We start from the raw sequence: 26,773 nt of genomic DNA, 5'->3' as shown, positions 1-26,773 counted from the left end.
TTCTGTATTTAACCAGTCGGAAAAGACTTGCTATTATGCGATGCCCCTATTGTCAGCACACCGACAGCCGCGTTTTGGAGTCTCGTTCAACAGAAGCAGGACAAAGTGTTCGGCGTCGTCGGGAGTGTTTGCTTTGTAAACATCGCTTCACGACTTATGAGCGGATTGAATTTGTGCCGATTACTGTCCTGAAGCGGGATGGTAAGCGAGAATCCTTCGACCGTTCTAAGTTATTACGGGGAATGGTGCGGGCTTGTGAGAAAACAGGAGTTTCCCAACGACGCCTAGAAGCGATAGTCGATGAGATTGAAGCTGAAGTTCAGCAGCACTATGGGCGGGATGTCACCAGTGATGAAGTGGGTGAGTTAGTCTTGCGCTACCTGCGACACGAGAGTGAAGTAGCGTATGTCCGGTTTGCCTCAGTTTATCGAAAGTTTCAGGGCATTCGCGATTTTATCGAAACCCTAGAGCATCTCAGAAATAATACTGAACTAGATAACCCAGAAATATCGCCTGTACCACCCGCTATTCCAAGTGAGTCGGATGATTCAGAGACATCAGCTAACTTAGTCACTCCTGCGTCAGAGGAACAACAGGTTTTACGATAAAAGGGGCTAAACCCTGATCAGGTAACGGTTTTATCATTACCATGATTCAGTATAGCCGATTTTTATGAAATTTTGTATACTTCTCGATCTCAACAGGGCGATCCAGATTGAGTTATAATTACCTGTCTGGACTTTATTAAATATTTTAAAATAAGGTTGAGACAAAGCAATGTAGGTGTAGGTGGCACAATACCGACGTGCGAGTACATCGACAGGAGGCATAGTCATTACGGAGATTAAACAAGGAAACACAACGCACATGCTCAGTCAGAACACAAATACAATAGATATTGGCTTCACTCACGACGATTTTGCCGCCCTCCTGGACAAATATGATTATCACTTTAGCCCTGGTGATATTGTCGCAGGTACAGTATTCAGTCTGGAGCCAAGAGGCGCTCTGATTGACATTGGTGCTAAAACCGCCGCTTATATTCCCATACAGGAGATGTCAATTAATCGGGTTGACGCTCCCGAAGAAGTATTGCAGTCAAATGAAACGCGAGAATTTTTCATTTTGACTGACGAGAATGAAGATGGACAACTTACCCTTTCCATTCGCCGCATTGAGTATATGCGGGCTTGGGAGCGGGTGCGCCAGCTTCAAACTGAAGACGCGACCGTTCGTTCTTTGGTTTTTGCCACAAACCGAGGTGGGGCGCTAGTTCGCATTGAAGGGCTACGGGGTTTTATTCCCGGTTCCCACATTAGCACTCGCAAACCGAAAGAAGATTTAGTCGGCGAAGAACTGCCACTGAAATTCTTAGAGGTAGACGAAGACCGAAACCGCCTGGTTCTCTCTCACCGTCGCGCTTTGGTTGAGCGCAAGATGAACCGCTTAGAAGTCGGTGAAGTGGTCGTTGGTTCGGTACGGGGTATTAAGCCTTACGGTGCGTTCATTGATATTGGTGGTGTGAGCGGATTGCTACACATTTCGGAAATTTCTCATGATCATATTGACACGCCTCATAGTGTGTTTAATGTCAATGATGAATTGAAAGTGATGATCATTGACTTGGATGCCGAACGCGGTCGGATTTCGCTGTCAACGAAGCAGTTGGAACCTGAACCGGGAGATATGATCAACAATCGGGATCGAGTCTACGATCAGGCAGAAGAAATGGCTCAGAAGTATCGGGAGAAAATGCTGGCACAACAGGAAGGCGTTAATCCTGAATCTCAAGAAGAGGGGATTGAAGAAGAAGAGTTTGTGTCAGCGACAGAAGAGTAATTCCGGTGTCAGGACAGGTTTATATATCCAAGAATTTTTTGGGTTTGAACAGAGGGTAAATCCCTCTTTTTTTTTAAAGATAGTTTTGCAGGACTTCAACCGTTTGCTGTCCAGTTTTTGCCCAGCTAAATTGATGGGCGCGTTGAAGTCCGAGGGTGCTAAGGCGCGATCGCAGTTGGGTGTCGGTAGCGATAGAATGCATCGCGGCAGCGAGTTCTGAGGTGTTGTAAGGGTTCACTAGGATAGCTGCATCACCAGATACTTCTGGGAGGGCGGAGAGGTTGGAGGTGATTACCGGAGTCCCACACGCCATGGCTTCTAGAACTGGGAGTCCAAAGCCTTCCCAGAGACTGGGAAAGATGAGTGCGATCGCGTTATTTAGAAGTATGGGGAGTTGGTTGTAGGGAACATAATCTAGAAATTTGACGTGATGGCTTAAGCCGAGGTGGTTGGCTTGGGATTGAAGTTTAGGGGTGTACCGTTTATCACTAGACCCCGCAATCCACAGTTCATAATCACCCCTATTGGGTAGAGTGGCAAAGGCGTTGATCAATCGGTATAGGTTTTTATAAGGGTCATGGCGTCCGATGTAGAGGAAATAGGGGTTATCGTTAGCTGAAGTTGAAGTTGCTTCATCGGGATGTTTGGGAAATGCAGAGGGGCGCAGAGGTTGGCGCAGAGGGGCGCAGAGGGGGCGAAAGTGGTTGGCGTCGTAAGCTAGGGGAATGGGTGTGATTTTGGTGGCGGGGATGGGGTAAAAGTTGGTAATGTCTGTGGCGGTGGCGGTGGAGTTACAGAGGATATGTTGGGCTTGGGTGAGGATTTGGGGGATATAGTAACGGAAGTAGGGGGTGAGGGGAGAGTTGCGTTTGGGAAAGCGCAGTGGTATTAGGTCATGAACCATTACCACGTAGCGACAATTGGTATAGAGGGGCGCTTCGGGAATGGGAGAAAAAAGTAACTGAGATTTTGATCTGTGGTATAGGCGGGGAAGTTGAAATTGAGTCCATAAAAGGCGACGGAAATGTCCTTTTGTTCCGTGGGCGGGGCTGAGGTTGGCGGGAACAGGGTAGCTGTAAAAGTCAGAGGCGAGGGGAAAGTGGTTTGACGTGAGAGGGGAAATGAGTAGGGTGGGATTTAGGGGTTTTAAGTAGGGGAATAAATTGGCAGCATAAGTCGCGATACCAGTGGGTTGAGCAAAGAGGATGGAAAGGTTGACTAATAGGAGGGAAGACAAGGTTAAATGACGGATTGAAGAATTTATTAACTGAAATCACATTAAATAGGGCTTGCTGCATGAGTGTGGAAGGCATACAAAATAAGGGTTTCAAGCTATTTTTACACCCAACAAGTGCAAGGTTTTTACACCATTAGTTTAAAAATCTTGGGATTGCAAGCCTCCGCGATGACAAAATCTTACCTTAACAGAGGCTTGAAACTATTGCCCATTCCCTATTCCCTATTCCCGATCCCCACCATAAGATTTATTCAGCAGACCCTAAATATGGAAAACTGTATGTCTATAATTTTGAAATTTCATGAGAATAAAAATTTTAGATATAAAATAAAACAAATCAGACAAAAAGTTGTAAACAATAACAGACTCTAAATTATTTATTATACTGCACATTAGAAAATGATTTAATTTCTGTAAAATAAATAGCCATGTTGCGTTGGTCTTTTGGGGCAAAAGAAATATTATTATGGTTCCAATCATTGTACTTAAAAACAATACTATTAACTCCTTTTTTGCCAGAAAACTCTATAAATTCTTTTTTGACTGTATCTTTTGAAATATCTAAAAAATTACGAATCACTTGTCCATTAATTTCAAGCAAAACTTCTTGATTATCAATGGGGTTATGAAAACTAAAAGTCAATACAATTTTTTGAGAAGTAGAAAGTTGAAAGCTTAGTCGAGTCTCTGGGCCAAGACCCCAACGCCATCTATTATTTTTTTGATCTTGCTCAATCTCGCTCAACCCCGTAATAGTTAATCCAGATGGGTTTCTACTCTCAAGTAAATTAAATTCAACTAAGTCTAACAAAGGTTCAAATTTAAGCTTAGACCCTAATGCTAAGTTGACTTGATTTTTTAAAGCTATATCTTTGGGAATAAATTTAACTGTACCAGCCGAAGGTATCTGAGTTTCTATTATTGGTTGACCAAAACGTTCATAAAAATCTTGCACACAGTTTTCAGGTAACAAATCTACATATAAATTAATTCCAGAAAAGTCATTGGCTGCATAAAATTCTGTAAAAAAAGACCATTCATTTGAACTGAAACAGCGAGTTTGACGAGTTGCTTTAAAAATGTCGGGACTATCCGGAAAGAATAATTTATTCCAACCCGCGTCAAGATAGGGTTTAATTTGGTCAGGATGTAACCGCCCAAAATACTGACCCATGACCTTTTTTTGATGAAATCTTCTTAGGGAAAAAACAGAGGCATTTTTATAATATGGGCAAAGTTCTCCCGCTCCTACACCGTTACCTCCCACTACACAAAATGGCCAATCAAGTACAGCTTCTCCAGGTTGCTGTTTAACCCGGTTCATATAACTAAAGAAATTTTTGTCAAAAGAGTAAGGTTGATAGTTAAATTTAAATGAATAAGCTATATATATTTCCATACAAGATAGACATATTAACAGGATTGAAATCAAGCTTTTTGTCCATTTTTTCAATCCAGAAAAGTCAATATGCAAACTTAAAAGACCTAAAATGACCGGATAAAGAACAGTACAGCGACCTTGCACTCTGTTAAATGTAAACCAAGGAAATAATTTTAAGATGGGGAAGTTAACTGGGTGATATAAAATACAGGAAATAAAAATTATAACTAAAGGAATAAATATTATCCGTTGTTTACGAGCTTGCCATAAACCTGTAATGCCCAATATTAACAAAAACCAACCGGTACTACCAGACCCTAAATCTGTTGGTGAATCCTTTAAGATTTGAGTAAAAATAGGTTGTCCTGGGTTTATCCAAGGTAAATAAGGAATCAGTAATCTCACCGGATGAGTCCACCAAGCCCCATTATTGATTCCGGTAAAATCAAAGCTTTTAGCTTGATTGTAAATTTGAATAATTAAAGGTAAGTATATATAAGATAATAGAAAGATTAATCCGAGTAACGCTAAATGAATACGAGGAGATTCTATTAGCTCATGTTTGTAGGTCATAAATTGAGAATAAATTTTTTTTAAGAGCCTTGACGGATTATTGTAATGTCTATGCCCTAAAATAAAGATAACAAACACCATGCATATACTTAGAGACATTAAAGTATATCCGGTTATATAGCCTAATTCTTGACCTAATGCTAAAAGACAAAAACAGATTTTTAGTAAAACGAATTTTAAGGAAACATTTTCTTTATATACAATTTTCTTGACTAAGATAAAGTCAGTCACAAAACCAAGAACCATCCAGTGAATTACAGAATAGCTGAGATGAACTGGATATTTATGAATGGCATAAAAATTACAAAAAGAAACGACAATTCCAAACCAGCTAGCACGAACGAAACCATAATCTTTTGCTAAAAGAAGAAATGATCCTATTGCTGTCAAAAGAACTGATGCGAGATAGTAAAACTGTAGCCATGCACCTAAGCCAAAAAGTTTATAGCATATTGCATATATAAAATCTCTTTCAAGTGACCAAGGTTGAAAAACTTGCTCAACTCCATAGGGATAGAATGATTGATTATTGAGTAAGTCTAAATGAGGAAATGGGAATATACTAAAATTTTCACTTAGATAAAAACCCGTATATTCCCAATAATCTAAGTCTCCACCTCCTGCCAATGGGTCAGAAAAATTTTTAATGACTAAAACTGAAAAAAGAAAGCCAATGATAGTTGTTATGGCAATAAAAGCTGATGTTTTTAATACGTATGCACTTTTCTTCATTGTTTACGCCAAATACCCAATATTGATTTACCAAAAGAATGTAAAATGAGAGAATCTAGTGTACGTGAAATTGGAATCATATATCTATCCCAAACTAAAATTTGCCTTCGATTTGGCATTTTACTCTTTAGAATTAAACGATTGCTTATAGAAGCCAGTAAGCCAGCACAGTCTAGATAATTTAAATATACTACCTTGAGAGAAGATGGAATAGTCTTCGATAACGTGTTTTTATTGTAACGGCGATAATGACCTATAGATGAATCAAAAGGAGTATAAAGCCATTGATAAGCAGGAACCAGGATTATTAATAATCCTCCTTTATTCAGGTGATTGACTGCTAGTCTAGTCTCATTTATGTCATCTTTTATATGCTCAAGTACATCAATATAGAGGATTGAATCAAATCGTTCATCTGCGCTTAAATCTGATATAATACCATTTCTAATTTCACAGCAACTTAACAGCGAGTTTTTTTGAAGTGAGGACTCCAATATCTTGACTAGAACAGGATCAGGTTCAAGGCAAATCCAACGTTTTTCATTTCTTTGACACAGCCTTTCAGTCGTAGTGCCAATACCAGCGCCTACCTCCAATACCTCACTACCTAAATACTGTCTAATAATACTGGCGTAATAAGCCTTCCAATTCTGAGCTTCACTAAATAATCTAAGTTCTGAGCCTACGTAATGAAAATTATTCATAATTCTTTAGCTTCCAAAACAAAATATCGGTAATCTCTTTTTGGTATACAACCCAGATTATTCCTTCCTGTTAAAACGACAAAAACAAAAATCATAGATAGCATAAACCCTTGCATGAATACTATAAACAACAAGGCTACAATATAAGAAGTCCAACCCGGAATTGCCAACTCAGTGAGCAACTTAATGCCCACAACTACCAAAATAAAAATTAAACTCATGACTATAAGCAAACAAGAGATAAACAATAATCTTATTCCTACAATATCCGCGTACACAGAAATAGCACTGAGTCCATGAATTACAAGTTGTACAAAATTCATTTGAGACTTTCCAGAAAGACGCTTCCCTCGTTGGCTATAAATATCTGTGCAAGGAACTTTTGCTTTTAAAACGCCTGCAGCGTAGTGATTCCATATCTCTGATACAGCGACAAGTCTACACAAGATTTTGCGAGGTATAATACTAAAGTTTCCTACCCTAATTTCTTGACCTGTTAAAAATTTATACAAGTTTTTATAAATCACATAAAACAACTTAAATATAAAACCCTCAGAACGTTTACTTCGTCTAGCAAAAACTACTTTTCTATATTGTTCTGTTTCACATTTTTTAATTAACCGAATGACATCTAGTGGGGAATCTTCTCCATCCCCATCCATAATTATAATCGCTTTACAGGCTATATTCTCTTCTATGTATGCTAGTCCTATAGCAATTGCTCGCTGATGTCCCACATTTCTCCTTAACTCTAAAATACTAATTTTTTTTATTGCTGTCAATTTAAAACTGATAAAATTTTCATGAATAGCTATATTAGACGCATCATCTACAGCTATTATTTCAGCTTTAATAGTTTCATTTTCAAAAACTTTCTCTAAATGGATAAGCAATACCTCTAAAGAATTCCAGTCATTAAACACCGGAATTAGAATCACAAAAAAATTACTATTTCTAGAGTTATCCGTGATTTCTGACATAGGGATACTTTTGGGGAAATATGATTAAATAATCAAGCTCGATCTTTGACATAACATAATGCATTTTAACAAACCGTTGCCCTTGTCATCCCAACTGAGAGCTGACGGAATTTTGGATCATGTCTACAGCCACAATAAATTCATCCTTATTCTTATACCAAAATCCTCCTTGCGGCCTCCTACACTGTCCCACTAAAACATCGCATCCCCCATTAACGAGAACTGGCTTACCGACTGCCCAGGCTTCTAACAATACCATAGAAAGACTTTCATAAGGCGATGGCATAACTAAAATATCACACGCCGCGATCACATTCCACTTGGTTGGCTCATCCACAAACCGCTTCTAAAAACCTAGACAAACCTACCCATCAGTAATTCTGCCTTGGTATAAGTCCACGGTGTAACTTTTGGTCGATAACCGTTAACGCTTGCGCTTGGCTGATACCCGGCATTGTTGCTCGATATCAGCCTTAACCAACGGTTCCCAGTTAGAGACGCCGTAGTAATCGTGTCTACGATTGACTACAGGGCATCGACCAATAAAATTATTAAGTTGATATAGAGCGCTCCATACGTGCTTTCTCGGATTCACTCCGAGATAGGCGGACAAAGAGCGCGGCAATCTCTCTCTTAAGTTCATGCCTCTTCTGGCAATTGCTAGGGCCGCTGCCACATCAGATGATAGTCCATACATCCGACTATATTTAACACAGCCGATCAAACTCGTGTAAGCTGGATTGACAAACACAAGAGTTATTCCTCGGTTGGATAAAATCGATGACAAAATCTGATAAAAACGACTGTATGCCCAGGCAGAAAGCATTCGAGCATATTTTTTCGTTCGCTCTCTAAGTTGAGCTTTTTTTCTCGAAAAATCTAAGTTTTCGCACAGAACAGGGATCTTAAAATCCCTGGCTAAAGCTGCCAATTTCAAACAAACATCGACAAGTTGAGCATCTTGTTTACCTTTAGGTAAACCCGTCTGAAAAGGAAGAGTTCCCTGCGCTTTTAAATTTCCTTGACCATCAACATAAGCCCAACCGATAGAACTAGGATTTAAATCGATACCCAAGGCACCATACTTAATTTCTCGACTAACTTTCTCCACCGCTGCGGGCGTGAATTGAACAGCAATAACCCAGCGATTATCCTTTCTATAGAAGTGCCATGTTTTCGCACCACTATTGGGTAATCTATTAATCTTTCTGGAGAAGCTGCCAATTTTTGATGTGACATATTTCCCAAATTTGGCTAAAAGACAATCGGGAACTCTCAATTTGAGCGTATCCCCAGACCATTGACAAGTTTGATTCCCATAACTTTCATCCTTGGAACCAACAATAAATACTGACCCTCTGGATACCTTCACTCTAATTGTCGCCGATTTCAGATGTTTAATTTGATTTTGAAGTCGGTGGATATATCGCTTTTTATGATGCCGACCTTGACGCAGATGATGCCAGTTAGTTTTTCTTGTCTTGAGGTTTGACGACAAGGGGAAATTACAACCTTTTTGGGAGGCTTGCCAGTTCTTTTTTCCATAGAACTTCCGAGCCAACTTAATTTTCTTTGTGGCTTTGGCTACCCAAGATTCCGCTGACTGAACTCGTGATTCTAATTGCTTTATCTGGCGCTTTCTACATTCTTTGGCTGAGGAAGTTTTTCCTCTAGCTAATGCAATTACTCCGTTAGCATAACGCTTACTGAGTCCGTATTTCTCTTGAATATGACTATTCCAACTGGATTGATTAAACTTGATTTCTTGATTTAATAACTGGTTAACTGTTTCAACTGTTGCTTGATAAAATATATCGGACAATGACGTTAAAAACATTTCCAATTCGGTGAAACCGATGGGGTTAAGTTCATCGGCGGGAGTTGGCAAGCCTTTGCAATAAGTTATCGTCGTCATAGCTTTTTGGCTACCTCCCTCAGTTCTGACTAGATACTCGCGGCTACGCCAACGGTTAATTCGTTACCCGATTTATTGCCAATTAAGTCAACAATATCATATCGACTCCGGACCGCCAGCCGTCCGAGAAGATCGAATGAGAGCCGTTGAGTTGCCATCGGTGCAACGTGCAAGACCGTCACACCTAGTCGAGTAGCCGCTTCTTGGGCAGTTAAACTAGACATTTCCTGATTATATCATAGAAAATGTCCAGTTATGTCACTAATTGTCTAGATATTTACGGACTGTTAGTGAACCCCAACGCGAGGATATCGGGATGCTGGGGAATGGGTGTTTGAATTGAGTCCATAACAGGCGACGGAAGTGTCCTTTTGTTCCATGGGCAGGGCTGAGGTTGGCGGGAACAGGGTAGCTGTGAAAGTCAGAGGCGAGGGGGAAGTGGTTTGACGTGAGAGGTGAAATGAGTAGGGTGGGATCTAGGGGTTTTAAGTAGGAGAATAGGTTGGCAGCATAGGTGGCGATGCCAGTGGGTTGAGCAAAGAGGATGGAAAGGTTGACTAATAGGGGGGAAGACAAGGTTAAATGATGGATTAAAGAATTTATTAACTGAGTATAGATTTATAGGCGTTTAGGGTTTCTTGTGCCGTTCTTTCCCAAGAGAATAGTTTAGCTCTTGCTTTGCCTTTGTGAATTAATTCTTGGCGGAATTGAGTGTCACTGATGATTTTTAAAATAGCCTCAGCTAACTGTATGGAGTCGTTCGGATCAATGAGAAGGGCTGCATCACCAGCGACTTCAGGTAAAGAGGAGGTATTGGAAGTAACCACAGGAGCACCAAGGGTCATGGCTTCGAGAACCGGAAGACCAAACCCTTCGTAGTGGGAGGGATAAACAAAGACATCGGCTTTAGAGTAGAAAAAGGCAACCTGTTCATCTGATAGGTAGTTCAAATGATGAATATGGTGACTCCAGGGAGAGTTTTCAATAGCGTAAAATATCGGTTGATAATGCCACCCTTTTCTACCAATTAAGACTAAGTGATGCTCTAGCTTAACGGTTTGTTTTAGTAAGTTAAAGGCATTAATTAAGGTTTGAATATTCTTTCGGGGTTCTATGGTACTCACAAACAGAAGGTAAGGTTGTGAAAAGTCATAGTCAATGGATTCCATGACCTGATTTCTAAGATAGTTTTTCAAGTAACCTGATGAATAGCGGCTAGCTAGGGGGGTGACATAAATCTGTTGATGATTGACTCCTAAATAGTTCACAATATCGCGTTTAGAGCTTTCGGAAATCGTGAGAATTAAGTCAGTCCACTGTAAGTATCTCTTAATTCGTTTTTTATAGGTGGCAACTGTAGAATCAATATAGTCAGGATATTTGATAAAGCTTAAATCATAAATATTAATAATTCTTTGGCTATTTTTACAGGGATACACGGAATAATTGGTTCCCTGAACAATATCGGGTGAACCCAGGCAATTCTCAAAATACTGGGAAACAATGTTAGCTGGAAGAGATAAGATAAGGTTTGAGACTCGAACGGGTATAGGAACTAAGTAAATAGGAGAAACTTGTTGTAGAGAGTCGGGAAGGGAGAAACAGCCACGCAGCCAATTTTTGAAGCCTGGTTGGTAAGCAATGCCCAGTTGAAAATTTTCCTGGACTTGTAGCTTGAGTAGGGATTCAATTAAATTTAAGACGTAAAGACCAACTCCACTAGGATTGGGTTGAACAGGAGTGGCATCAATGACAATTTTTAGCATGAATTCAAAAATCCGCTAATTTTTACTTTTAAATGACCAATAAAAGTTTAATATAAAATTGCTGATAGGAATTAAAACTATGGCAATTACTTGGGCAAGTCCATACCAGATCGAAAAAACATTCACCGCTAGAAACATAATTATCGTATTTAATAATAAGCCGATAAAAGAGACTGTCAGGTAACGAGGGAAAGAAATCCGATGTCTACTTTTAGCTCTAAATGTCCACTTATAGTTCAAGATATAAGAAATAATCACAATAATGATAAAGGCCAAAGTCGAACTAATTACTGGGTCATAGCGTAAAAATTCGATTAATAACGTTAGAATAAATAAATAGATAGCCGTACCTATTGCGCCAACAATTGCATATCTAATAAATTTCTTGGTAAGCTTTGCTTTTCTATATTTTTTTAATCTCATGGGTTTAACCTACTTGAACGTTTTGTGCAAAAATGGTCTGATCCTAGTACATGTAAGTAGTCGGACAAAAGAAAACAGTACTGTACTAAGTTTTGTAAACAAGCCTCAAACCCTTACGAAGGACAAATGACAAATGACGAATGACGATCTCCACCGTTAGCCTTTATTGTGTCCACCTACTTATCATATTGAGTTCAGCGTTTCCTAGCAATGACATACATAATGTCATACAAGTTCAGATAGAAATACCAATCCGTCAATCGGAGTCGCTTCAGCCAATGATACAGTTTGGGATTATTTTGCCGCAGCACAAAAATATTATAGGCAATATTGTCCACACTCCGATAAAAACCACAATATCGATTGTAAACAACATCAAACCCATAATTGTTGAGCATTTTTTCCAGTGTTTTGCCCGAAAAGTAATGCAGATGAGTCGGAGGATGAATTAATCGCCAATTGCTTCTTCTGATTCGGGCATTCAGACTGCTAATGTCACCGGTTGTGATGGCGATAAGCCCACCGGGATTCATCTGTTTGCTGATCTTTTCAATATAGAAGTGAGGTTGACCTAAATGTTCGATTGTATCCCACATACAGACAACATCAAACTTTTGCTCACCAAAGTCATGCTTGAGCAAATCTGACTGAATTGCATCAAGGTGCAAGGTTTCACGGGCATATCGAACACCTTCTTCAGTAATATCAATTCCCTGAACGTGATCAAAGTCATGCTGGGCAAACTCCAGGAAAAATCCGTAAGCGCAGCCAATTTCCAGTAAATTACGGTGAAACGTGGGGTTGAGAAATGTCTGCAGTGTTTTCAATCGTAACTTGAAATTCTTCTGCATGACTTTTTTATCTGCGACATAATCGCTATACTCTTCTCCGAAGAAATAATTTCGGCTATAAAGTTTAAATAGTTCGGCATCAGTCAGGTTTAAATCAGCAACCGTATGACCACACCGCTGGCATTTTAGCAGACCTTTATAGACCGATTCATGCTGCGTCGTTCCACAAACAATACATTCATTCATCGTGATTAAAATTTACCTTGTCTTCAATAATGTAGTGGGGTCTCCCTTTAACTTCATCAAAGATTGCGCCAATATATTCTCCGATTATACCTAAAAAAATGAGTTGTACTCCACTAAATATTGACACTAAAAAGACGAGAGTTGTCCACCCCGAAGGCAGGGAGGCATAAATAAAATATTGAACGACGGATATAAGGGCATAGATAAAGCCAAATAGGGCAAAAATAAAGCCAGTAATAATGGCGGCTTTGAGCGGTTTTTTGCTAAAGGAAACAACTCCCTCTAATCCAAACTGAATCATCCGGTTTAGTGAGTATTTGCTCCGACCTGCTCTCCGCTTCCTGACTTGAAAATAAATACTTGTGCTTCTAAACCCCACCCAACTAAAAAGACCCCGCAGAAATTGGTTTCTTTCTCGAATTTTATGTTTAAATGTTTTGGCTACACGGTTAGATATTAATCTAAAATCTGCAGCACTTTCATTGATGGGGACGTCTGAGAGTTTGTTGATGATTTTGTAGAATAGTTTAGAGGTCAAGCGTTTAAAAATACTAATATCCTTAGAATCTTGGCGAATTGTATAAACAATATCATAGCCTTGTTCATACTTCATCAACATTTTGGGAATCAAGGACGGGGGATGCTGTAAGTCGCTATCTAGCATAATTAAAACATCAGAATCACTATGATCAATTCCGGCTAGGAGTGACATTTGATGACCAAACCGAGACGACATCAATAGAATCTGTACAGCTTTATCCTGTTCAGCGATTGATTTTAAGATTTCAAAACTCGCATCGCTGCTGCGGTCAACCACAAATAAAATTTTGGAATCATAACGCGGTGATAATCCAGCTAGCACCCCCCTAAGTTCCGTGTAGAAATCGTTGATCACCTCTTCTTCGTTGTAAACTGGGCTAATAATCGTTAAGGTTTTCATGGGTGGGTATTGATCTCCGAAACGATTGAATGTATCACTGACTCAAGCTTGGTTTGGGGCGCATAACCCAGCAGCATTTGCAATTTTTCAATGCTACCATAATGAACGGGAACATCAACAGGTTTGAATCGGGCGGGATCGGTTTGAATGTCTACATCGATATTAGCTATCTCGATCAGCTTGTGCAGTAGATCACTCATGAGTATACCTTGTCCCGAGCAAACATTAATCACCTGTCCATAGGCTGTTGGTGTCCGGATTAATTGCCAGTAAATTTTAATCACCTCTTGGATATCAATAAAATCTCTGGAACTACTTAAATTACCGACGTTGATTATTGAAGGGTGTTGACCTTGGGCGATTGCCGTAATTTGCTGGACAAAGCTTTGGATAGACAGATACTCAGGCATACCAGCACCAATTATATTAAACGGTCTGACCATAACTAAGGGTCTCCCTTGTCTGGATAAGGCAAGTCCCATTAACGTTTGGGAAAGTTTACTAATCCCGTAGTGACTATAAGGACAGGTTGGCGTCTGTTCATGAATGGGAACTTGTTCAGGACTCACTAAACCATATTCAGCCGATGTCCCCACTAACAGGACAGGACAATCCTGATAGCCTGTAATCTCTAAGGCATGCAAGAGTGTCGCCCCATAGACGGTATTCACCTGGTAGAATAACGTGGGGTTGCTAGAACGGGCGACACCAGCTAAGTGAAACACATAGTTCGGCTGGACAGCTTGAATGGTTTTGGCTAGAGCACAAACGTCAGCCGTATCCGTTAAATTGTAATGATGTTTAGAGGCGGGTTGAGTGCCAAGGGTATAAATTTCTATACCCTGACGTTCTAGATAAGAAATTAGATGCCGTCCGCAAAACCCACCCCCACCTGTAATTAGGGCTTTTGTCATAAATTAGGCAGAAATTCGGCTTGTCTTGATTCAAAGATTTCAGTGGCTGTTCGATAGTCGTCCATTCTGCCAATATCCAGCCAGTAACAGGATTCACGATAGCAATGAACCGGATGACCATCTTGACATAATTTCCGCATTAGGTCAGGAATATCTAAATACTCACCAACTTTTAAATAAGGCTGGATGGCATTTTTCTTAAGAACATTAACGCCCATACTGACATCAAAATGATAGGTGGGTTTTTCCACGTAACGCACTAGCTTTCCTTGAGCATCGGTTTCCAGGACGCCAAAATCGACCTTCACATCCCGTTGATAGATACCAATGGTGGCTGCTGCACCCTGATCTTGATGAAAAGCCATGATATTCTGGTACTTTAATGTTGTCATTAAATCACCATTCATAACCAGAAAATCATCCTCTAACTGATCCATCGCCAAAGCAATTGGACCGGCAGTTCCCAAAGCCCGTTCCTCGAATGAATAGCTAATATTCAAGCCCAGACGTTCACCCTTTTGAAAAAAAGCCTCAAGCAATTGGCTTAAATATCCCACAGCCAGGATGACATCCGTGATTCCTGCACCTTTAAGTTGTCGTAAGATAATCTCCAAAATCGGATAGTCACCCACGGGCATCAGCGGCTTAGGAAGCACAGTAGTATAAGGATGTAACCGAGTTCCTCGACCGCCGGCGAGAATTAAAGCCTGCATTGATTTAAACCTCACACCGTATACTGCTCTGATTTAAAAAGAGTTTGGTTATTTGAGACAAAGGTAATTACTTCTTTTAACCCAGCCTCCAGTGAATAGTGGGGTTGCCAACCCGTTCTTTCCCGGGCTTGGGTATTGTCACAGATGAGCTTGAATACTTCGCTTTTACTGGGACGCACTCGACGGTTATCGAGAACAATGGGTTTGTCACTCTCCATCAAGGAAAGAATTGTTTTGGCTAATTCTCCAATCGTAATCCCTTTACCAAAACCAACATTCGTCACCTTGCCAATCGTCTGTTGCGATTCCGCCACGTTAATAAATCCCCTCACTGTGTCCTTAACATAAGTCAAATCGCGTACTGGGTCTAGTGATCCTAAACGGATTTGATTTTGGGTTAAGGCTTGACTGATGATAGTGGGAATCACGGCGCGGGCTGACTGACGCGGACCATAGGTATTAAAGGGTCGAATCGTGGAAACGGGTAGACCAAAGGATAGGTAATAGCTTTCAGCCATTTTATCAGCGCCAATTTTAGACGCCGAGTAGGGAGATTGACCCTGCAAGGGATGGTTTTCGTCAATGGGGGTATATTTAGCAGTACCGTAAGTTTCTGAGGTTGATGTATGAACAATCCGTTCGAGGTCGAAGTTGCGTCCTGCTTCTAGGACATTCATCGTCCCTTCGATATTGGTGCGAATATAGCTGCGGGGAGCAATATAGGAATAAGGTATCCCGATTAGCGCCGCCAGATGAAAAATAACGTGCTGGTTTTTGACCTGGCGATTGACAAAATCACCATCCTCAATATTGCCAGCGACGACATTCAGGGCGGCTCGATGTTGGGGCGACAATAGTTCCAGATTACCCCAATTGTTTTGCGAGTTGTAGCGGATGATTGCTGTAACTTGAGCGCCTGCTTCGAGCAACGCTTCACATAGATGACTACCAATGAAGCCACCTGCACCAGTCACGACAACGTTTTTGCCCGTCCACTTCATTCCTCTCTCCTTACTTAATTGATGGAGAAGACTTGCGATCGCGCCATCCCTCCATGGGCTGCAATACAGAGTATATAGTAGTCTGCTGAATATACCCTGATAACTGGATCAAGGAAGTCTAAATCGAAGGGAACGCAGATTAAAGCTGGTGGGCAGTGCCTACGGTATAGTAAGGGTTTTGGTGATCTCCAAATGCACGCTTTTCAGTGCCATTGAGTCTAAATCAGTTATGTCGTTCCTGGCTTCGCGAAAGTTTCCATGCTGAATAGCCCAACAAAACCAGAGATGCACTACTCACGCCCAAGCCAATATGAAAACTGACCGGATTGAACTCAAAGGTAACCCGATGGTTTCCGGCGGGAACTTGAACACCTCGCAGGACATAGTTTGTTTGAAAGATAGGCGTCGGTTTACCATCAATTGTGGCTCTCCAACCGGGGTAATACACATCACTTAACACCAGGAAAGCCGGAGAAGTGGAATCCGTTTGCACCTCAATTTGGGTATTCGATAGACTCAAAACTTGGGCAGTAGCTGCCAAGTCGGGATTTTTGGCTTTAAAGTTGAGGGGTACTTCAACCAAAGCCACCTGAGTTGGTTCGTAAGGACGCCCATCCGGTAATCGAGAGGATTGAATCGCCTCAAGGATCTGGTTAGGCTTGGCGCTGACAACCTCTGGAACTAACCAGGCTCTAGGCATAGCTCGCCGATTCTCATAAACCTGAGCGCCCCAGTAGCCTCCAGCATTTGAGGGTTTTTCTCCAGAAGCTGGAATATCCGGCATCCGCCGCCACCGAGTTGGGTTGGCTAAAGCGCTGGAGACTTCTGTAATCGGGTAGGATTGCCCGGTTGACTGATTAATCAAACTCATCTTATGAAGGGTAATTGCACCCGATGCGCCAATCCATTCCAACTGGATGTCCTGAACCGGATGCATCAGGTTTAGGGGTAGCACGCTGAGGTAATTGTGCCGCTCACAATCGGGAAAAGAGGGTCGTTTATGGGGAACACTGCTAAAGATGGGCGCTCGTTTATGCTGCACTTGAGGTCGTACATCGCTACAGTCATCAGCCCATTCCGCCGTATCTCTGCCAGCACGCAGGGTCTGAGTTACAGTCTCTCCGGTGACATCCTGTACTGAGATTCGCAAGACTTGTGCATCATTAGGCAACCCTTGGGAGCAAGCCATTGCACTGACAATTCCAATCGCTGTTGCTTGAGGCTGAGAGGGTACATAAAATTTAACCGAGTTCGACGGATTAGTCAGACAATCTTTCCCCAGGCTGAGGCTCATATCCTCGCTATGCCAACCGATGCCTTGGCTGTTGGTTACAGGGGTCAATCCCCAAGGAGGGATGAGAATATAGCGCACAGCCATCAAATCCAAGGTACGGTTAGAGGCTCCTGCCCATTGCCCCCAATCATTTCCGGTTGTTCCCATGGGAAATAACTCGCTATATCGGGATAACATCAATGGTCCGTAACCGCTAGCGCTGGGAACTCCCCAAATCCGGGAGAGATTGGGCGGCATTTCATGGAAATTTCCGGTTGCTCCTCTGGGCGTTAAGATCCGCTGCTGACTTTGAGTTAGTATGTCTCGGTATTGGGCAATAGCAGTCGTCGGGGTTAAGGCATCCTGACTTGGTGCAGCATACCGCCACTCATAAAACCAACCGAAACTACCCAGATCAATCACTAGCAATAACAGGGCAAGAACACCCCATTGAGAGGGTTTGGCGTGAATTGAGTAGAAAATAACGGTTATTGCCAGCAAAAAAATGACTAGGGGGACTCCAACGGCAGGATTTGTCCAGGGCAGAAAACTCAGGGGTTGAGAACCCGCTGCTACGGCTTCTGACTCTAGCGCACCAGAAAAAATGACAATACTGGTTAAGGTAATTAGGAAAACGCCAGCGCTGATCTTAACGATCTTGAAGCTCAAACGTTGGGAAACAGCTTTTCTTTGAATAGCCGCAACACCCAAACCTGCCAGCACACTCACCGCCAAAGCCACTTCAATCAGGTGTCGCGCTGGGGCGCGAAACTTGTTGTAGACAGGCAGATGGTAGGTCAAATAAGCCAACGGTTTCCCCAAGACGAGTAAGAAGGCGATCGCACCCGCACCTAACCAAAACCAGGCAATGGGTCGATCCCGATGTACGATAAATCCAACTATCGCCAAGAGTAGAGGCAGTAATCCCATATAACCCGTCATTTCGGCGAGATTCCAGCCGCCAAAATAAGGGGGATCGTAAAAGGAATTGAAGGGTCCACCGCCACCGAACAGATAGGGAAACAGAAACTGCGGAATTTGTTCGATCGGCAACGAAAAGCTAATAAACTGATTGAACGTCATCCGCGATCGCAATCCCAGTCCTGACAACTCGGCTGTGGGAATCAGTTGAATAGCCGTCAGACTTATGCCTAGGGCAATAACCGCCAAATAAGTTCCATAATACCTCCAGCGACCCACGGGTGCTTTGCCTAGGCGGCAAAGGGCATAGATTGTACTCAGACCCAAGCTATAAAAAGAAATTTGGGGATGTCCTGCCAAAACACTACAACTCACAGCCAAAGCACCGACGACAAACCACAGGGGACGGATGCGATCGCGCAACCTGTCTGCCGTCCAAATCAGCAGGGGCATCCACGCCGCCCCATGAATGATCACCGTATGACCCAAATGAGCCATCATAAAGCCACTCATCCCGTAGATAATGCCACTGACTAAGGCTGCCAATCGCAACTGGGTGAGGCTGTAAACATAGCCATAAGTAAAGCAGCTCGCTAATATATAAGCGGAGAGAACAAAGGCATTCCAAGAGTTAGGAATAAGCGAAAAGACTAGAGAAATCGGATACCATGTCTGAATCTGGGGATCGGCGGCTACCGGAAAACCCGACAGAATCAGATCCGTCCATAAGGTGCGGATCGAGTAAAACGCGGGAACATAAAAAACAATTCCATCTCCTGGGGCAAGCAATCGCCCTGAGAAGATGACTGGCGCAAAGAAAAGGGTGTAAAGGAGCGCAAAAAAGAGAACGACTGAGAGCGAATGAAGGATGCCAGACTGAAATAATTTTTTTGTGCTGAAGCTGATCAATTTCACCCCTCACCTCACACCAAATTCAACTGAGTTAAACGGTTAAACAATCGCTGGGATATCACCTGCCAATCAAAATTCTCTTGAACATACTGTCGGGCATTTTTAACACAAAGTTCTTTATTTGTCAATTTTTCGGCGTTTAGATCCGCGATCGCCTCAGCAAAGTCCTCAATATCCACCACGATACAGTGTTTTCCCGCTTCTACCCCTAAACCTCTGACACCAATGGGTGTCGAGATCACCGGAACACCAGAGGCAAAGTATTCCAGCATTTTCAGATTAGTGCCAGAGCCAAAGGTGACGGGGTTGAGTGCCACATCAGCCAAACCTAGGGTAACCGCTTTAGTTTCGTCATCAACGACATCCATAAAGCCAACATTTGCAGGTCTTTTTTGATGCTTAAACGCCAAACCCACGCTACCAATAATTAGAAAGTTCACCTGAGGGAGTTGCTCAGCCATAAGAAAAATATGACCCACTGCTGCCAAATTCGGGCTGTGCCAGCTCCCCATAAACAATGCCGTAAAACTATTAGCCTTTAAGCCTAACTGAGATTTCCAGGAATGGCGTTCTTCTATAGAAACGTAATTAACCATTTCTATATCCACCCCATTCGGCACGTCCAAAATTTTGCTGGAATCTACACCATAAATTCGGTTTAAACATTGAGCATCCTCTTGACAACACACCCAAATTAAATTACTTGCCTGACAGCATTCCTGCTCAACCTGGCGAGTCGCGTCAAGTAATTTCTGCCCCGTAGGATTATCAGGCAGAACACTTTGTTTTAGCGCCACTTCCACATCCTGTGCTTCATACCAAATCGGCTGATTACTGACGGCTTGAATCGCTGGCAACAGATAAGGGTGACAAGCCACAATAAAATCGGACGTTGCCGTAGACGCTCTTAACGCCTCAACATAAGCCGGCGTCAACTGATAGAGTTGTGGCATCACGATATCGGTAATCGGCACCCCAACCTGTTGCTCAATCCCTAACTCTTCCCGTTGATGTTGAGCTGACTTGGGAATGCGGATTTCCCACACACCTGGGGCAATTTCACCTCTAAACGGGACTTCATGAGCGTGAGTAAACGTGACAAATTCGATATCGAACCAACGGGCGAGATAACGGTACAGATGAAACACCCGGATTTGACCACCTCCCCGAGGCGGAAACACAGGAAACGTAAGAGCAACTGTAATTTTTTTGCGCTCGTTTCGGGCTATAGTTGTGATGTATTGCTGCGCGTCACCTAGGAGTTTGGCAACTGTATTTTCCCAGGTAATATCTTGCACTAACTTACGACCGATAAGCCCCATCTGTTGAGCTTCCTGTAAATGTTCACACAGATAATCAATCCGTTGGGCGATCGCCTCAGGATCAGGTGGAACAGAATAGCCAGTTTCTTCATTGCGAACAAACTCATTCGGACCCCCGGAATCAGTGGTGGTGATTACAGGTTTAGCACTCATCATGGCTTCTATCGTCACTAGCCCATAATCTTCGTTGTAAGGAACATACAGTACAGCTAAAGCATCAGCATACAGCTCTGTGAGTTGTTGGTCATTAACAAACCCCAGAAAAATAATTCGTTGATCATCGCCTGCGAGTTGCTTGAGACTATCCGCATCAGGACCAGTTCCAGCAATTTTCAGGTTGATATTAGATTTAACATACTGCATTGCCTCCACTAATAAGCGAACTCGTTTCGGTCTATCGAGTCGGCTGACGGTGAAGAGGTAATCGCTATTGCCTCGGTGAAAAAACTTCAGATTTGAGGGCGGATAGATGACATGAACAGAACTATCAACGGGAAAGTAATTGGCGCGATTGGCTACAGTATGAGAGATGGCAGCATACTTGGCGATCGCGTCGGGTTTCAAGGCAATACCATCCAAAAAATGCACAATCTCTCGTGCGAGTGAACCGGGAAACTTAAAGGTATCTAGGGGTAAATCTGGGCAGCGCCGTAGCTGGTCTAACCGATCAAAGAATTCGTTCAGTGCCGTTCTTACCCCTTGATTATGCCCCATGAATTCCTGTAGACCCCTAATCTCTTTATGCGGGGTCACATAGTTTTCTGGGCAACCAGTCAAGTGATAAGTATCATATAATCCGCGCAACCGATGTAACATATAGCAAACGTGGTTGCCATGTTGCACCATCCAAGCCGGGTACTTTCCTGAAATGATCAAATCGAAATGAGTCAGGTCAAGGTTTGAGAAATGCCTGTAGCTATCAATCAACTCCCAGAAATTTCGTTCTGGACTCGGTATTTTCACCAACTCAGCCTGATAGGGAGTGTCCTGGTTAATCGAATTTAAGAGTCCCCACCAGAGATTTTCCGCACCCCCAATTGTAAACGGAACTGGACTCGGAGCAATAATCGCAATTTTCATCGGCTATAGACGGGTTGCCGTGAAGGCAAAGCGGGCATATACTGACGGATCGACATCGGCAGCATTTTGCAGATAGTAAAACTCAAATTTGAACCGATCTTGGACTGGCTTGATAATTCGTTGGTAAAAAGAATCGGGACTATAAAATCTCCCATGTCGGTTTCCCCATCCTTGAGCGCAGTATAGGGTTGTGTCTGGATCAAAGATGACACCTGCCGTCGCGCTGACTGTGGGATCTGTTTGAGTCGCCGCTTGTTCATACAGGTAAAAAGGAACCACGCACACTTTCCCACCGGGCTTGAGAACGCGAGATAATTCATCAAATAAGCGAGTATCTGCATCAGCTTCAAAATGTTCGAGAGAGCAAGTTAAAGCCGCCTTGGAGGCAAAATTATTGGGTACAGGCATGGAACAGGCATCTCCGCCAATTTGATTGCTCTTAATCCCCGGTGGGTACATAATGTCTTGGCTATAGGTCGTCGCACCCGTTAGTCGGCGATAAATTTCTGGGATGGGAGATTGTTCACTGGCGATATCTATAAATATGTCTTCCGCGCTCACGTTTAATAGAGTAAGGGTAAGATAATGCTCAAGAGATTTTTCAACTTGATTACCCCGATAGTAGTCAGGATACCGGGTTTTGTATTCGGCATTATTAAAGTATTTTTGATAATTACCCCAATTAATCTCATAGTCACAAAACTTCATCCCCGCCTTGTGAGCCAGTCTGAGAATGTTACGGACTTTTGCAGGGGAAGTATTGTCAATTGCTGTGGGGACAACGTTCCATCCAGATTTTTGTAGGGATGCCATACCTGCGGCAAAACTCAGAGCAATCACGTCGGGGCGATAGATATAGTTCGAGTTATCTGGTTTAATTGGATTGAGTTTGGAGAGGATTTTGAATAAAGCATTCATTAAATGAACCTCAACTTTTAATATAAAAGATTCTGCACTACATTCTCCCAGGATATATTCAGGAACTGATATCGTTCTAATCCAGCTTTTCCCATTTCAGCCGCTGCTTTTTGATTGAAGTATAACTGATCAATCGCCTGCGCGATCGCCTCAGGTTCCGGTTCAACGACTAACCCAGTTTGGTGATTGATCACGAACTCCAGTGAACCGCCAGAATCGGTACAAGTAATGACTGGCTTTGCCGCCAACATCGCTTCCAATGTAACATAGCCATAATCTTCATTGTGAACCCCAAAAAATACACCTAAGCAGTGAGCATAAAATGCTAACATATCTTCATCGCTAATTCGTCCCATGAGTTTCACTCGTTGCTGTAGGTCAAACGCTTCAATCATTTGCAGTAAATTAGGTTTTTGTCCACCCTCTCCTGCCAGTAAAGCCACTGTTGGTGATTTAACATAGGTCATCGCTTTAATCAATAGATCCTGTCGCTTGAGATTTTCGAGGCGACTGGGGAAAAAAATATAGGGTTCAGCAGCAGCCGTGTAAAAATAATTCGCGAGTTTGGGCGGATTATAGAGGGCAGTTGAGTCAATTTTATTAAAATATTGCAGACGATTAGAAACCGTTTTCGCAATCGTAAATACCTTTTTGAACCCTTGGAAGGCATGGGTATCCCGTTGGATAATCTCGTCTCTTAACTCCTTGCCTTCATCACTATGGGATAACTCTTGGGTAAAAAAAGTATCCCACAAGTCATAAACGGCACGATGTTGGTGAATAATCCAAGCCACTTTATCCGAATGTTTCAGATAAAAGGTAGGAAACTTTAAGCAAATCGCTAAATCAATATTATAGCCATTGATCGCGGCAAAATTCTCACTATTCCATATCTCCATACTCCGTTTGACTTCCCTCACCGGATAAAAATGAAAGGGCATGGATATAACGTCCGCTTCGTGACCGGCTTGGCGGATAGCCTCAACTAAACCCGCCGCCAACATCTCGGCACCGCCACGAATAAACGGGACTTGAACCGTCGCGATCGCAATTCTCATGGCTTGTACCCAATTAAAGCAAAGTCACGAGAAATACTCAGATAACTCTCTAAGGTATCAAATTTCACGTTTGATGAGGCTAAAAGTTGCAACCCATTGTCTTGTTCGGCAAAAAAATAGGACTCGGCATTCATAAAACCTTTTAAGATGGCGATGTAAGCAATTGTATCAGGATGGATGGGATTAACATGAGTCGGATCGCGGTAAAAATCTCCTGATCCGACGAAAAGATTGCGGGGGTTAGGTGTTTCAAAAATGATCAACCCACCGGGCTGCAAAACCCGCATCGTCTCATCGAATAGTTTCATGAGAACAGCAAACTGTAAGTGTTCAATCAAATGAAAGCCAGTGACTGCCCCTAAACTATGATCAGGCAAATTCTGTAAATACGCGATCGCGTCTGCTTCTATCACCTCAAGACCTATTGTATTGCATTGTTCTAGCATCACTCTATTTATATCTATCCCCCGCGCTGAATATCCCGATTCCCGCAGCAATTCTAGCCACTCACCCCTGCCGCACCCCACATCTAAAATGGGGGATTCTGGTGTACCAAGTTTGGCATCTTCAATCACGGGTAGGTAGACATTTAACGTATTCCGAATCTCCTCGCGACTTCCCCGAAATTGGTCTTCAAAAGCCACATAAAAGGCATCGAGTTGGTGCGGCTCTTCATTGCTCAACGTTTGCAGTTGATCTACAGTGAAAGATTCTGGTAAACGCTGTCGCGCTGCTTCTAAAAATAAGGTAATTAGCCGCTTCTGTTGCGTTAAGTCATTCTTGAGATAGCTATCATTTTTGATATAATGTTCATCCATCGCTTGCAACTGTTCATTGAGATGCTTTTCTGTTGCAGTAAGATAAGCGCTTATTTCCTTCACTTGCCCTTGGAGATTCATGACTTGCCCTTGGAGATCCATGACTTGCCCTTGGAAATCCATGACTTGATCAATGAGTTTTCGGTTTAGGGTCAGGGACTCTCTGATGGCTTCAATTAAAGAAAAATTAATCGCCCGTTGCTCTTTAAATAGAAACGAGTACAGCTTTAGCGCCAATTTCTGTAACGGTTGGCTTAGGGAAAAGGGGAAACGGTTCAGTTTTTTAGGAAATTCGGTGCGAATCTGAGACTTTAACTGAGCGTTATGCAGTAAATTCTCTATGTGACTTAGAGTTAGAGTCTGATTGACTGAGACAACTTTAATTGTCTCCAAGTTTCTCTCTGAAATAGGCTGACGATGAGCAACCTCTTCTCTAATTTTTTTGATCAATTGATCTACATTAATTGCTGAATTATTGGATTCCATCATAACTGGATAAGTAGTCAGACTTTGATTAAAGTTAAAGGTTGAGATTAGGCAACAGGCAACAGGCAACGATCAGCTTTTTTACATTGCTTAGTACAGCAGACGGAATTCATGTCCAGGTACTTACCACCCTAAATTTTTAAGACATTAGACAAAGAACGTCATTAGTCTCTACATCAACTTTTATGATCGGGTTTAGATCAACAACCCCTTCACAGTGATTGCCATTAACCACCTCAAAAACAGCTAAATCATCAATCCAATCATAACTCAATCCTTCCTCAGAGTGGATGCCTACGGTTACTGTGTAAACGCCTTTATGCAGATAACAAGGGAGTTGAAATCGAACACTCACTGTCTGTCCAATGTCTGATTTAGGTAATTGGCAGTTCATTAATTTGGTATTTGTTCCATACATCACTAACCCCATCAGATTTCTAATGGAAATACCTATGACCAGATCAGATAACTTAGCTTTGACCTGTAAGCGAAGCAAAACCTGAAATGACGACCCTGTTTCAATCGTTTTAACCTGGCGGTTATTGGCATTTAAAATATTGACATCATTGATGACAGCGAGTTGGTTGCCATGTCTATGTTTCTGGAAACAATCTGTCTTTCTATAGGATTGGTTTTCCTGATTCAACTCAAGTCTTTTTCTGGGTGAAAGAATCTCTTGATTATTTCGTGTATTCTCTGAACTCAATAGAGCAATATAATGGTCAATGACTGTTTTAGGAGTACCCACCTCAATGATTGAACCATAATTCATCAGCGCCACCCGATTACAGAGCATTTTAACGCTGGCTGAATCGTGGGAGACAAAAAGAATGGTCACTCCTTGCTCTTTAAGCTGGCGAATTCGTTTCATACAACGTGCTTGGAATCGGGCATCACCAACAGCCAAGGCTTCGTCTACGATTAATATTGTGGGATCGATATTCGCTACCACGGCAAAGGCGAGGCGAACCACCATTCCACTGGAATAGGTTTTGACCGGTTGGTCAAGGAAGTCACCGATATCAGCAAACGCTGCAATGCTATCAAACTTTGCTTCTATCTCTTCCCGACTTAATCCCAGAATTTGACCATTAAAAAAGACATTCTGTCGCCCGGTAAACTCGGGATTGAACCCACTCCCTAACTCCAATAAGGCAGAAACTCGACCATTGACCCACACCTCACCTGTCGTTGGTGTCAGCGTTCCGGCGATGATCTGTAGCAGGGTACTTTTCCCTGAACCATTCTGTCCCACAATGCCCAGAGTCTCCCCTCGGATAACTTCCAGGTTAATATCGCGCAATGCCCAAAACGCTTGGGCGCGGCTCTTTCCTGGCAGTACTATTTCTTTGAGTCTATCGATGGGACGGTTATAGCGCCTATAGCACTTGGAGATATTTGTCAATGAAATCGCGATCTCACTCATCACACCAGTACGGTTGTAGTCACCTCTAGAGGACATTAGCTGACGCTAATTGCGTCGCTGTTCAATTCACACACCACACTAAAACAGTATCAAATAAACTTGCCTAGCGCACCTCGCTAGGTCTTGGGAGTATGTCATAACACAAAATGTTCTTGGAGGTTGGGTGGGGCGTAAGCGTTACCCAGCCGACAAAGGTAATATGCTCCTTGGGTCTTGCCAGTACTGACCCCTGCTTTCCCTGTGCAGTTCCAACATCTTTAAGACTTACATGATAGCGATGGTGAAAGCCCTCGTGTTTTAACCGAGGGATGAAACCGAGCGAAGCGTCCAGCATAGCAGCTTTAGCTGCGAGTCTTAGAAACCGTCCTGATGGTAGCTAATTAATGGAGTATACTGGGATAAGG

The 26,773-nt window shown here is 42.5% G+C and carries 22 protein-coding genes and 1 pseudogene; 2 read left to right on the top strand and 21 right to left on the bottom strand.

All coding sequences use genetic code 11. The annotated features are described in order from the left end of the window. Nucleotides 1-35: 35 nt before the first annotated feature. On the top strand, nt 36-608 hold the full coding sequence (gene nrdR, locus RID53_RS30805) for a transcriptional regulator NrdR (RefSeq protein WP_446391721.1): 573 nt from the start codon (nt 36-38) through the stop codon (nt 606-608). 259 nt (nt 609-867) lie between these two features. Then, nucleotides 868-1,839: a 30S ribosomal protein S1 gene (locus tag RID53_RS30800; RefSeq protein WP_446391720.1), complete on the top strand. Its 972-nt coding sequence runs from the start codon at nt 868-870 to the stop codon at nt 1,837-1,839. Nucleotides 1,840-1,912: 73 nt separating this feature from the next. On the opposite strand, the gene RID53_RS30795 is transcribed toward RID53_RS30800, so the two are convergent. From RID53_RS30795 to RID53_RS30695, 21 genes and pseudogenes are all read right to left on the bottom strand, one after another. Further along, complete coding sequence (locus RID53_RS30795) at nt 1,913-3,076, bottom strand: glycosyltransferase family 4 protein (protein ID WP_446391719.1); 1,164 nt, start codon at nt 3,074-3,076, stop codon at nt 1,913-1,915. A 373-nt stretch (nt 3,077-3,449) separates the two neighbouring features. After that, on the bottom strand, nt 3,450-5,762 hold the full coding sequence (locus RID53_RS30790) for a hypothetical protein (RefSeq protein WP_446391718.1): 2,313 nt from the start codon (nt 5,760-5,762) through the stop codon (nt 3,450-3,452). Beyond that, nucleotides 5,759-6,466, bottom strand: coding sequence for a class I SAM-dependent methyltransferase (locus RID53_RS30785; RefSeq protein WP_446391717.1), 708 nt, complete (start codon nt 6,464-6,466; stop codon nt 5,759-5,761). Before RID53_RS30785 ends, RID53_RS30790 begins: the two co-directional genes overlap by 4 nt. Next, entirely contained in the window at nt 6,463-7,446 is a 984-nt protein-coding gene (locus RID53_RS30780) for a glycosyltransferase (RefSeq protein WP_446391716.1), read from the bottom strand. The genes RID53_RS30785 and RID53_RS30780 overlap by 4 nt, the downstream gene beginning before the upstream one ends. Nucleotides 7,447-7,531: 85 nt before the next feature. Next, nucleotides 7,532-7,783 carry a glycosyltransferase gene (locus RID53_RS30775; protein ID WP_446391715.1) on the bottom strand — a complete coding sequence of 84 codons (252 nt, stop codon included), beginning with the start codon at nt 7,781-7,783 and terminating at the stop codon, nt 7,532-7,534. 87 nt (nt 7,784-7,870) lie between these two features. Further along, nucleotides 7,871-9,361, bottom strand: a complete 1,491-nt coding sequence (locus tag RID53_RS30770; protein WP_446391714.1) for a hypothetical protein — start codon at nt 9,359-9,361, stop codon at nt 7,871-7,873. A 41-nt stretch (nt 9,362-9,402) separates the two neighbouring features. After that, a pseudogene (locus tag RID53_RS30765) lies at nt 9,403-9,585 on the bottom strand (MerR family transcriptional regulator); the annotation flags it as partial. 37 nt (nt 9,586-9,622) lie between these two features. Then, nucleotides 9,623-9,937: a hypothetical protein gene (locus RID53_RS30760; protein WP_446391713.1), complete on the bottom strand. Its 315-nt coding sequence runs from the start codon at nt 9,935-9,937 to the stop codon at nt 9,623-9,625. Between the two features lie 26 nt (nt 9,938-9,963). Further along, the gene (locus RID53_RS30755; RefSeq protein ID WP_446391712.1) at nt 9,964-11,127 is read right to left on the bottom strand and encodes a glycosyltransferase family 4 protein; all 1,164 of its coding nucleotides are present in this window, start codon (nt 11,125-11,127) and stop codon (nt 9,964-9,966) included. A 15-nt stretch (nt 11,128-11,142) separates the two neighbouring features. Beyond that, entirely contained in the window at nt 11,143-11,550 is a 408-nt protein-coding gene (locus RID53_RS30750) for a GtrA family protein (RefSeq protein WP_446391711.1), read from the bottom strand. A 194-nt stretch (nt 11,551-11,744) separates the two neighbouring features. Continuing rightward, a complete protein-coding gene (locus RID53_RS30745; RefSeq protein WP_446391710.1) occupies nt 11,745-12,587 on the bottom strand; it encodes a class I SAM-dependent methyltransferase in 843 nt (280 codons plus the stop codon). Beyond that, a complete protein-coding gene (locus RID53_RS30740) occupies nt 12,580-13,527 on the bottom strand; it encodes a glycosyltransferase family 2 protein (RefSeq protein ID WP_446391709.1) in 948 nt (315 codons plus the stop codon). The genes RID53_RS30745 and RID53_RS30740 overlap by 8 nt, the downstream gene beginning before the upstream one ends. Beyond that, complete coding sequence (locus RID53_RS30735; RefSeq protein ID WP_446391708.1) at nt 13,524-14,441, bottom strand: NAD-dependent epimerase/dehydratase family protein; 918 nt, start codon at nt 14,439-14,441, stop codon at nt 13,524-13,526. The genes RID53_RS30740 and RID53_RS30735 overlap by 4 nt, the downstream gene beginning before the upstream one ends. Continuing rightward, on the bottom strand, nt 14,438-15,154 hold the full coding sequence (locus RID53_RS30730) for a sugar phosphate nucleotidyltransferase (protein WP_446391707.1): 717 nt from the start codon (nt 15,152-15,154) through the stop codon (nt 14,438-14,440). Before RID53_RS30730 ends, RID53_RS30735 begins: the two co-directional genes overlap by 4 nt. 11 nt (nt 15,155-15,165) lie before the next feature. After that, nucleotides 15,166-16,155: a GDP-mannose 4,6-dehydratase gene (locus RID53_RS30725; protein ID WP_446391706.1), complete on the bottom strand. Its 990-nt coding sequence runs from the start codon at nt 16,153-16,155 to the stop codon at nt 15,166-15,168. Between the two features lie 223 nt (nt 16,156-16,378). Further along, nucleotides 16,379-19,138, bottom strand: a complete 2,760-nt coding sequence (locus tag RID53_RS30720; protein WP_446391705.1) for a YfhO family protein — start codon at nt 19,136-19,138, stop codon at nt 16,379-16,381. Nucleotides 19,139-19,272: 134 nt separating this feature from the next. Then, nucleotides 19,273-21,663: a glycosyltransferase family 4 protein gene (locus RID53_RS30715; RefSeq protein ID WP_446391704.1), complete on the bottom strand. Its 2,391-nt coding sequence runs from the start codon at nt 21,661-21,663 to the stop codon at nt 19,273-19,275. A 3-nt stretch (nt 21,664-21,666) separates the two neighbouring features. After that, a complete protein-coding gene (locus RID53_RS30710; protein WP_446391703.1) occupies nt 21,667-22,581 on the bottom strand; it encodes a class I SAM-dependent methyltransferase in 915 nt (304 codons plus the stop codon). A gap of 17 nt (nt 22,582-22,598) precedes the next feature. After that, nucleotides 22,599-23,639: a glycosyltransferase family 4 protein gene (locus RID53_RS30705; protein ID WP_446391702.1), complete on the bottom strand. Its 1,041-nt coding sequence runs from the start codon at nt 23,637-23,639 to the stop codon at nt 22,599-22,601. Beyond that, nucleotides 23,636-24,946 carry a class I SAM-dependent methyltransferase gene (locus tag RID53_RS30700; protein ID WP_446391701.1) on the bottom strand — a complete coding sequence of 437 codons (1,311 nt, stop codon included), beginning with the start codon at nt 24,944-24,946 and terminating at the stop codon, nt 23,636-23,638. Before RID53_RS30700 ends, RID53_RS30705 begins: the two co-directional genes overlap by 4 nt. 136 nt (nt 24,947-25,082) lie before the next feature. Then, nucleotides 25,083-26,372: an ABC transporter ATP-binding protein gene (locus RID53_RS30695; protein ID WP_446391758.1), complete on the bottom strand. Its 1,290-nt coding sequence runs from the start codon at nt 26,370-26,372 to the stop codon at nt 25,083-25,085. Nucleotides 26,373-26,773 lie beyond the last annotated feature (401 nt).

Origin of the sequence: Coleofasciculus sp. B1-GNL1-01, from assembly GCF_040220235.1 — a bacterium.
Taxonomy (GTDB): domain Bacteria; phylum Cyanobacteriota; class Cyanobacteriia; order Cyanobacteriales; family Coleofasciculaceae; genus Coleofasciculus.
This window is presented reverse-complemented; position numbering and strand designations above follow the sequence as displayed.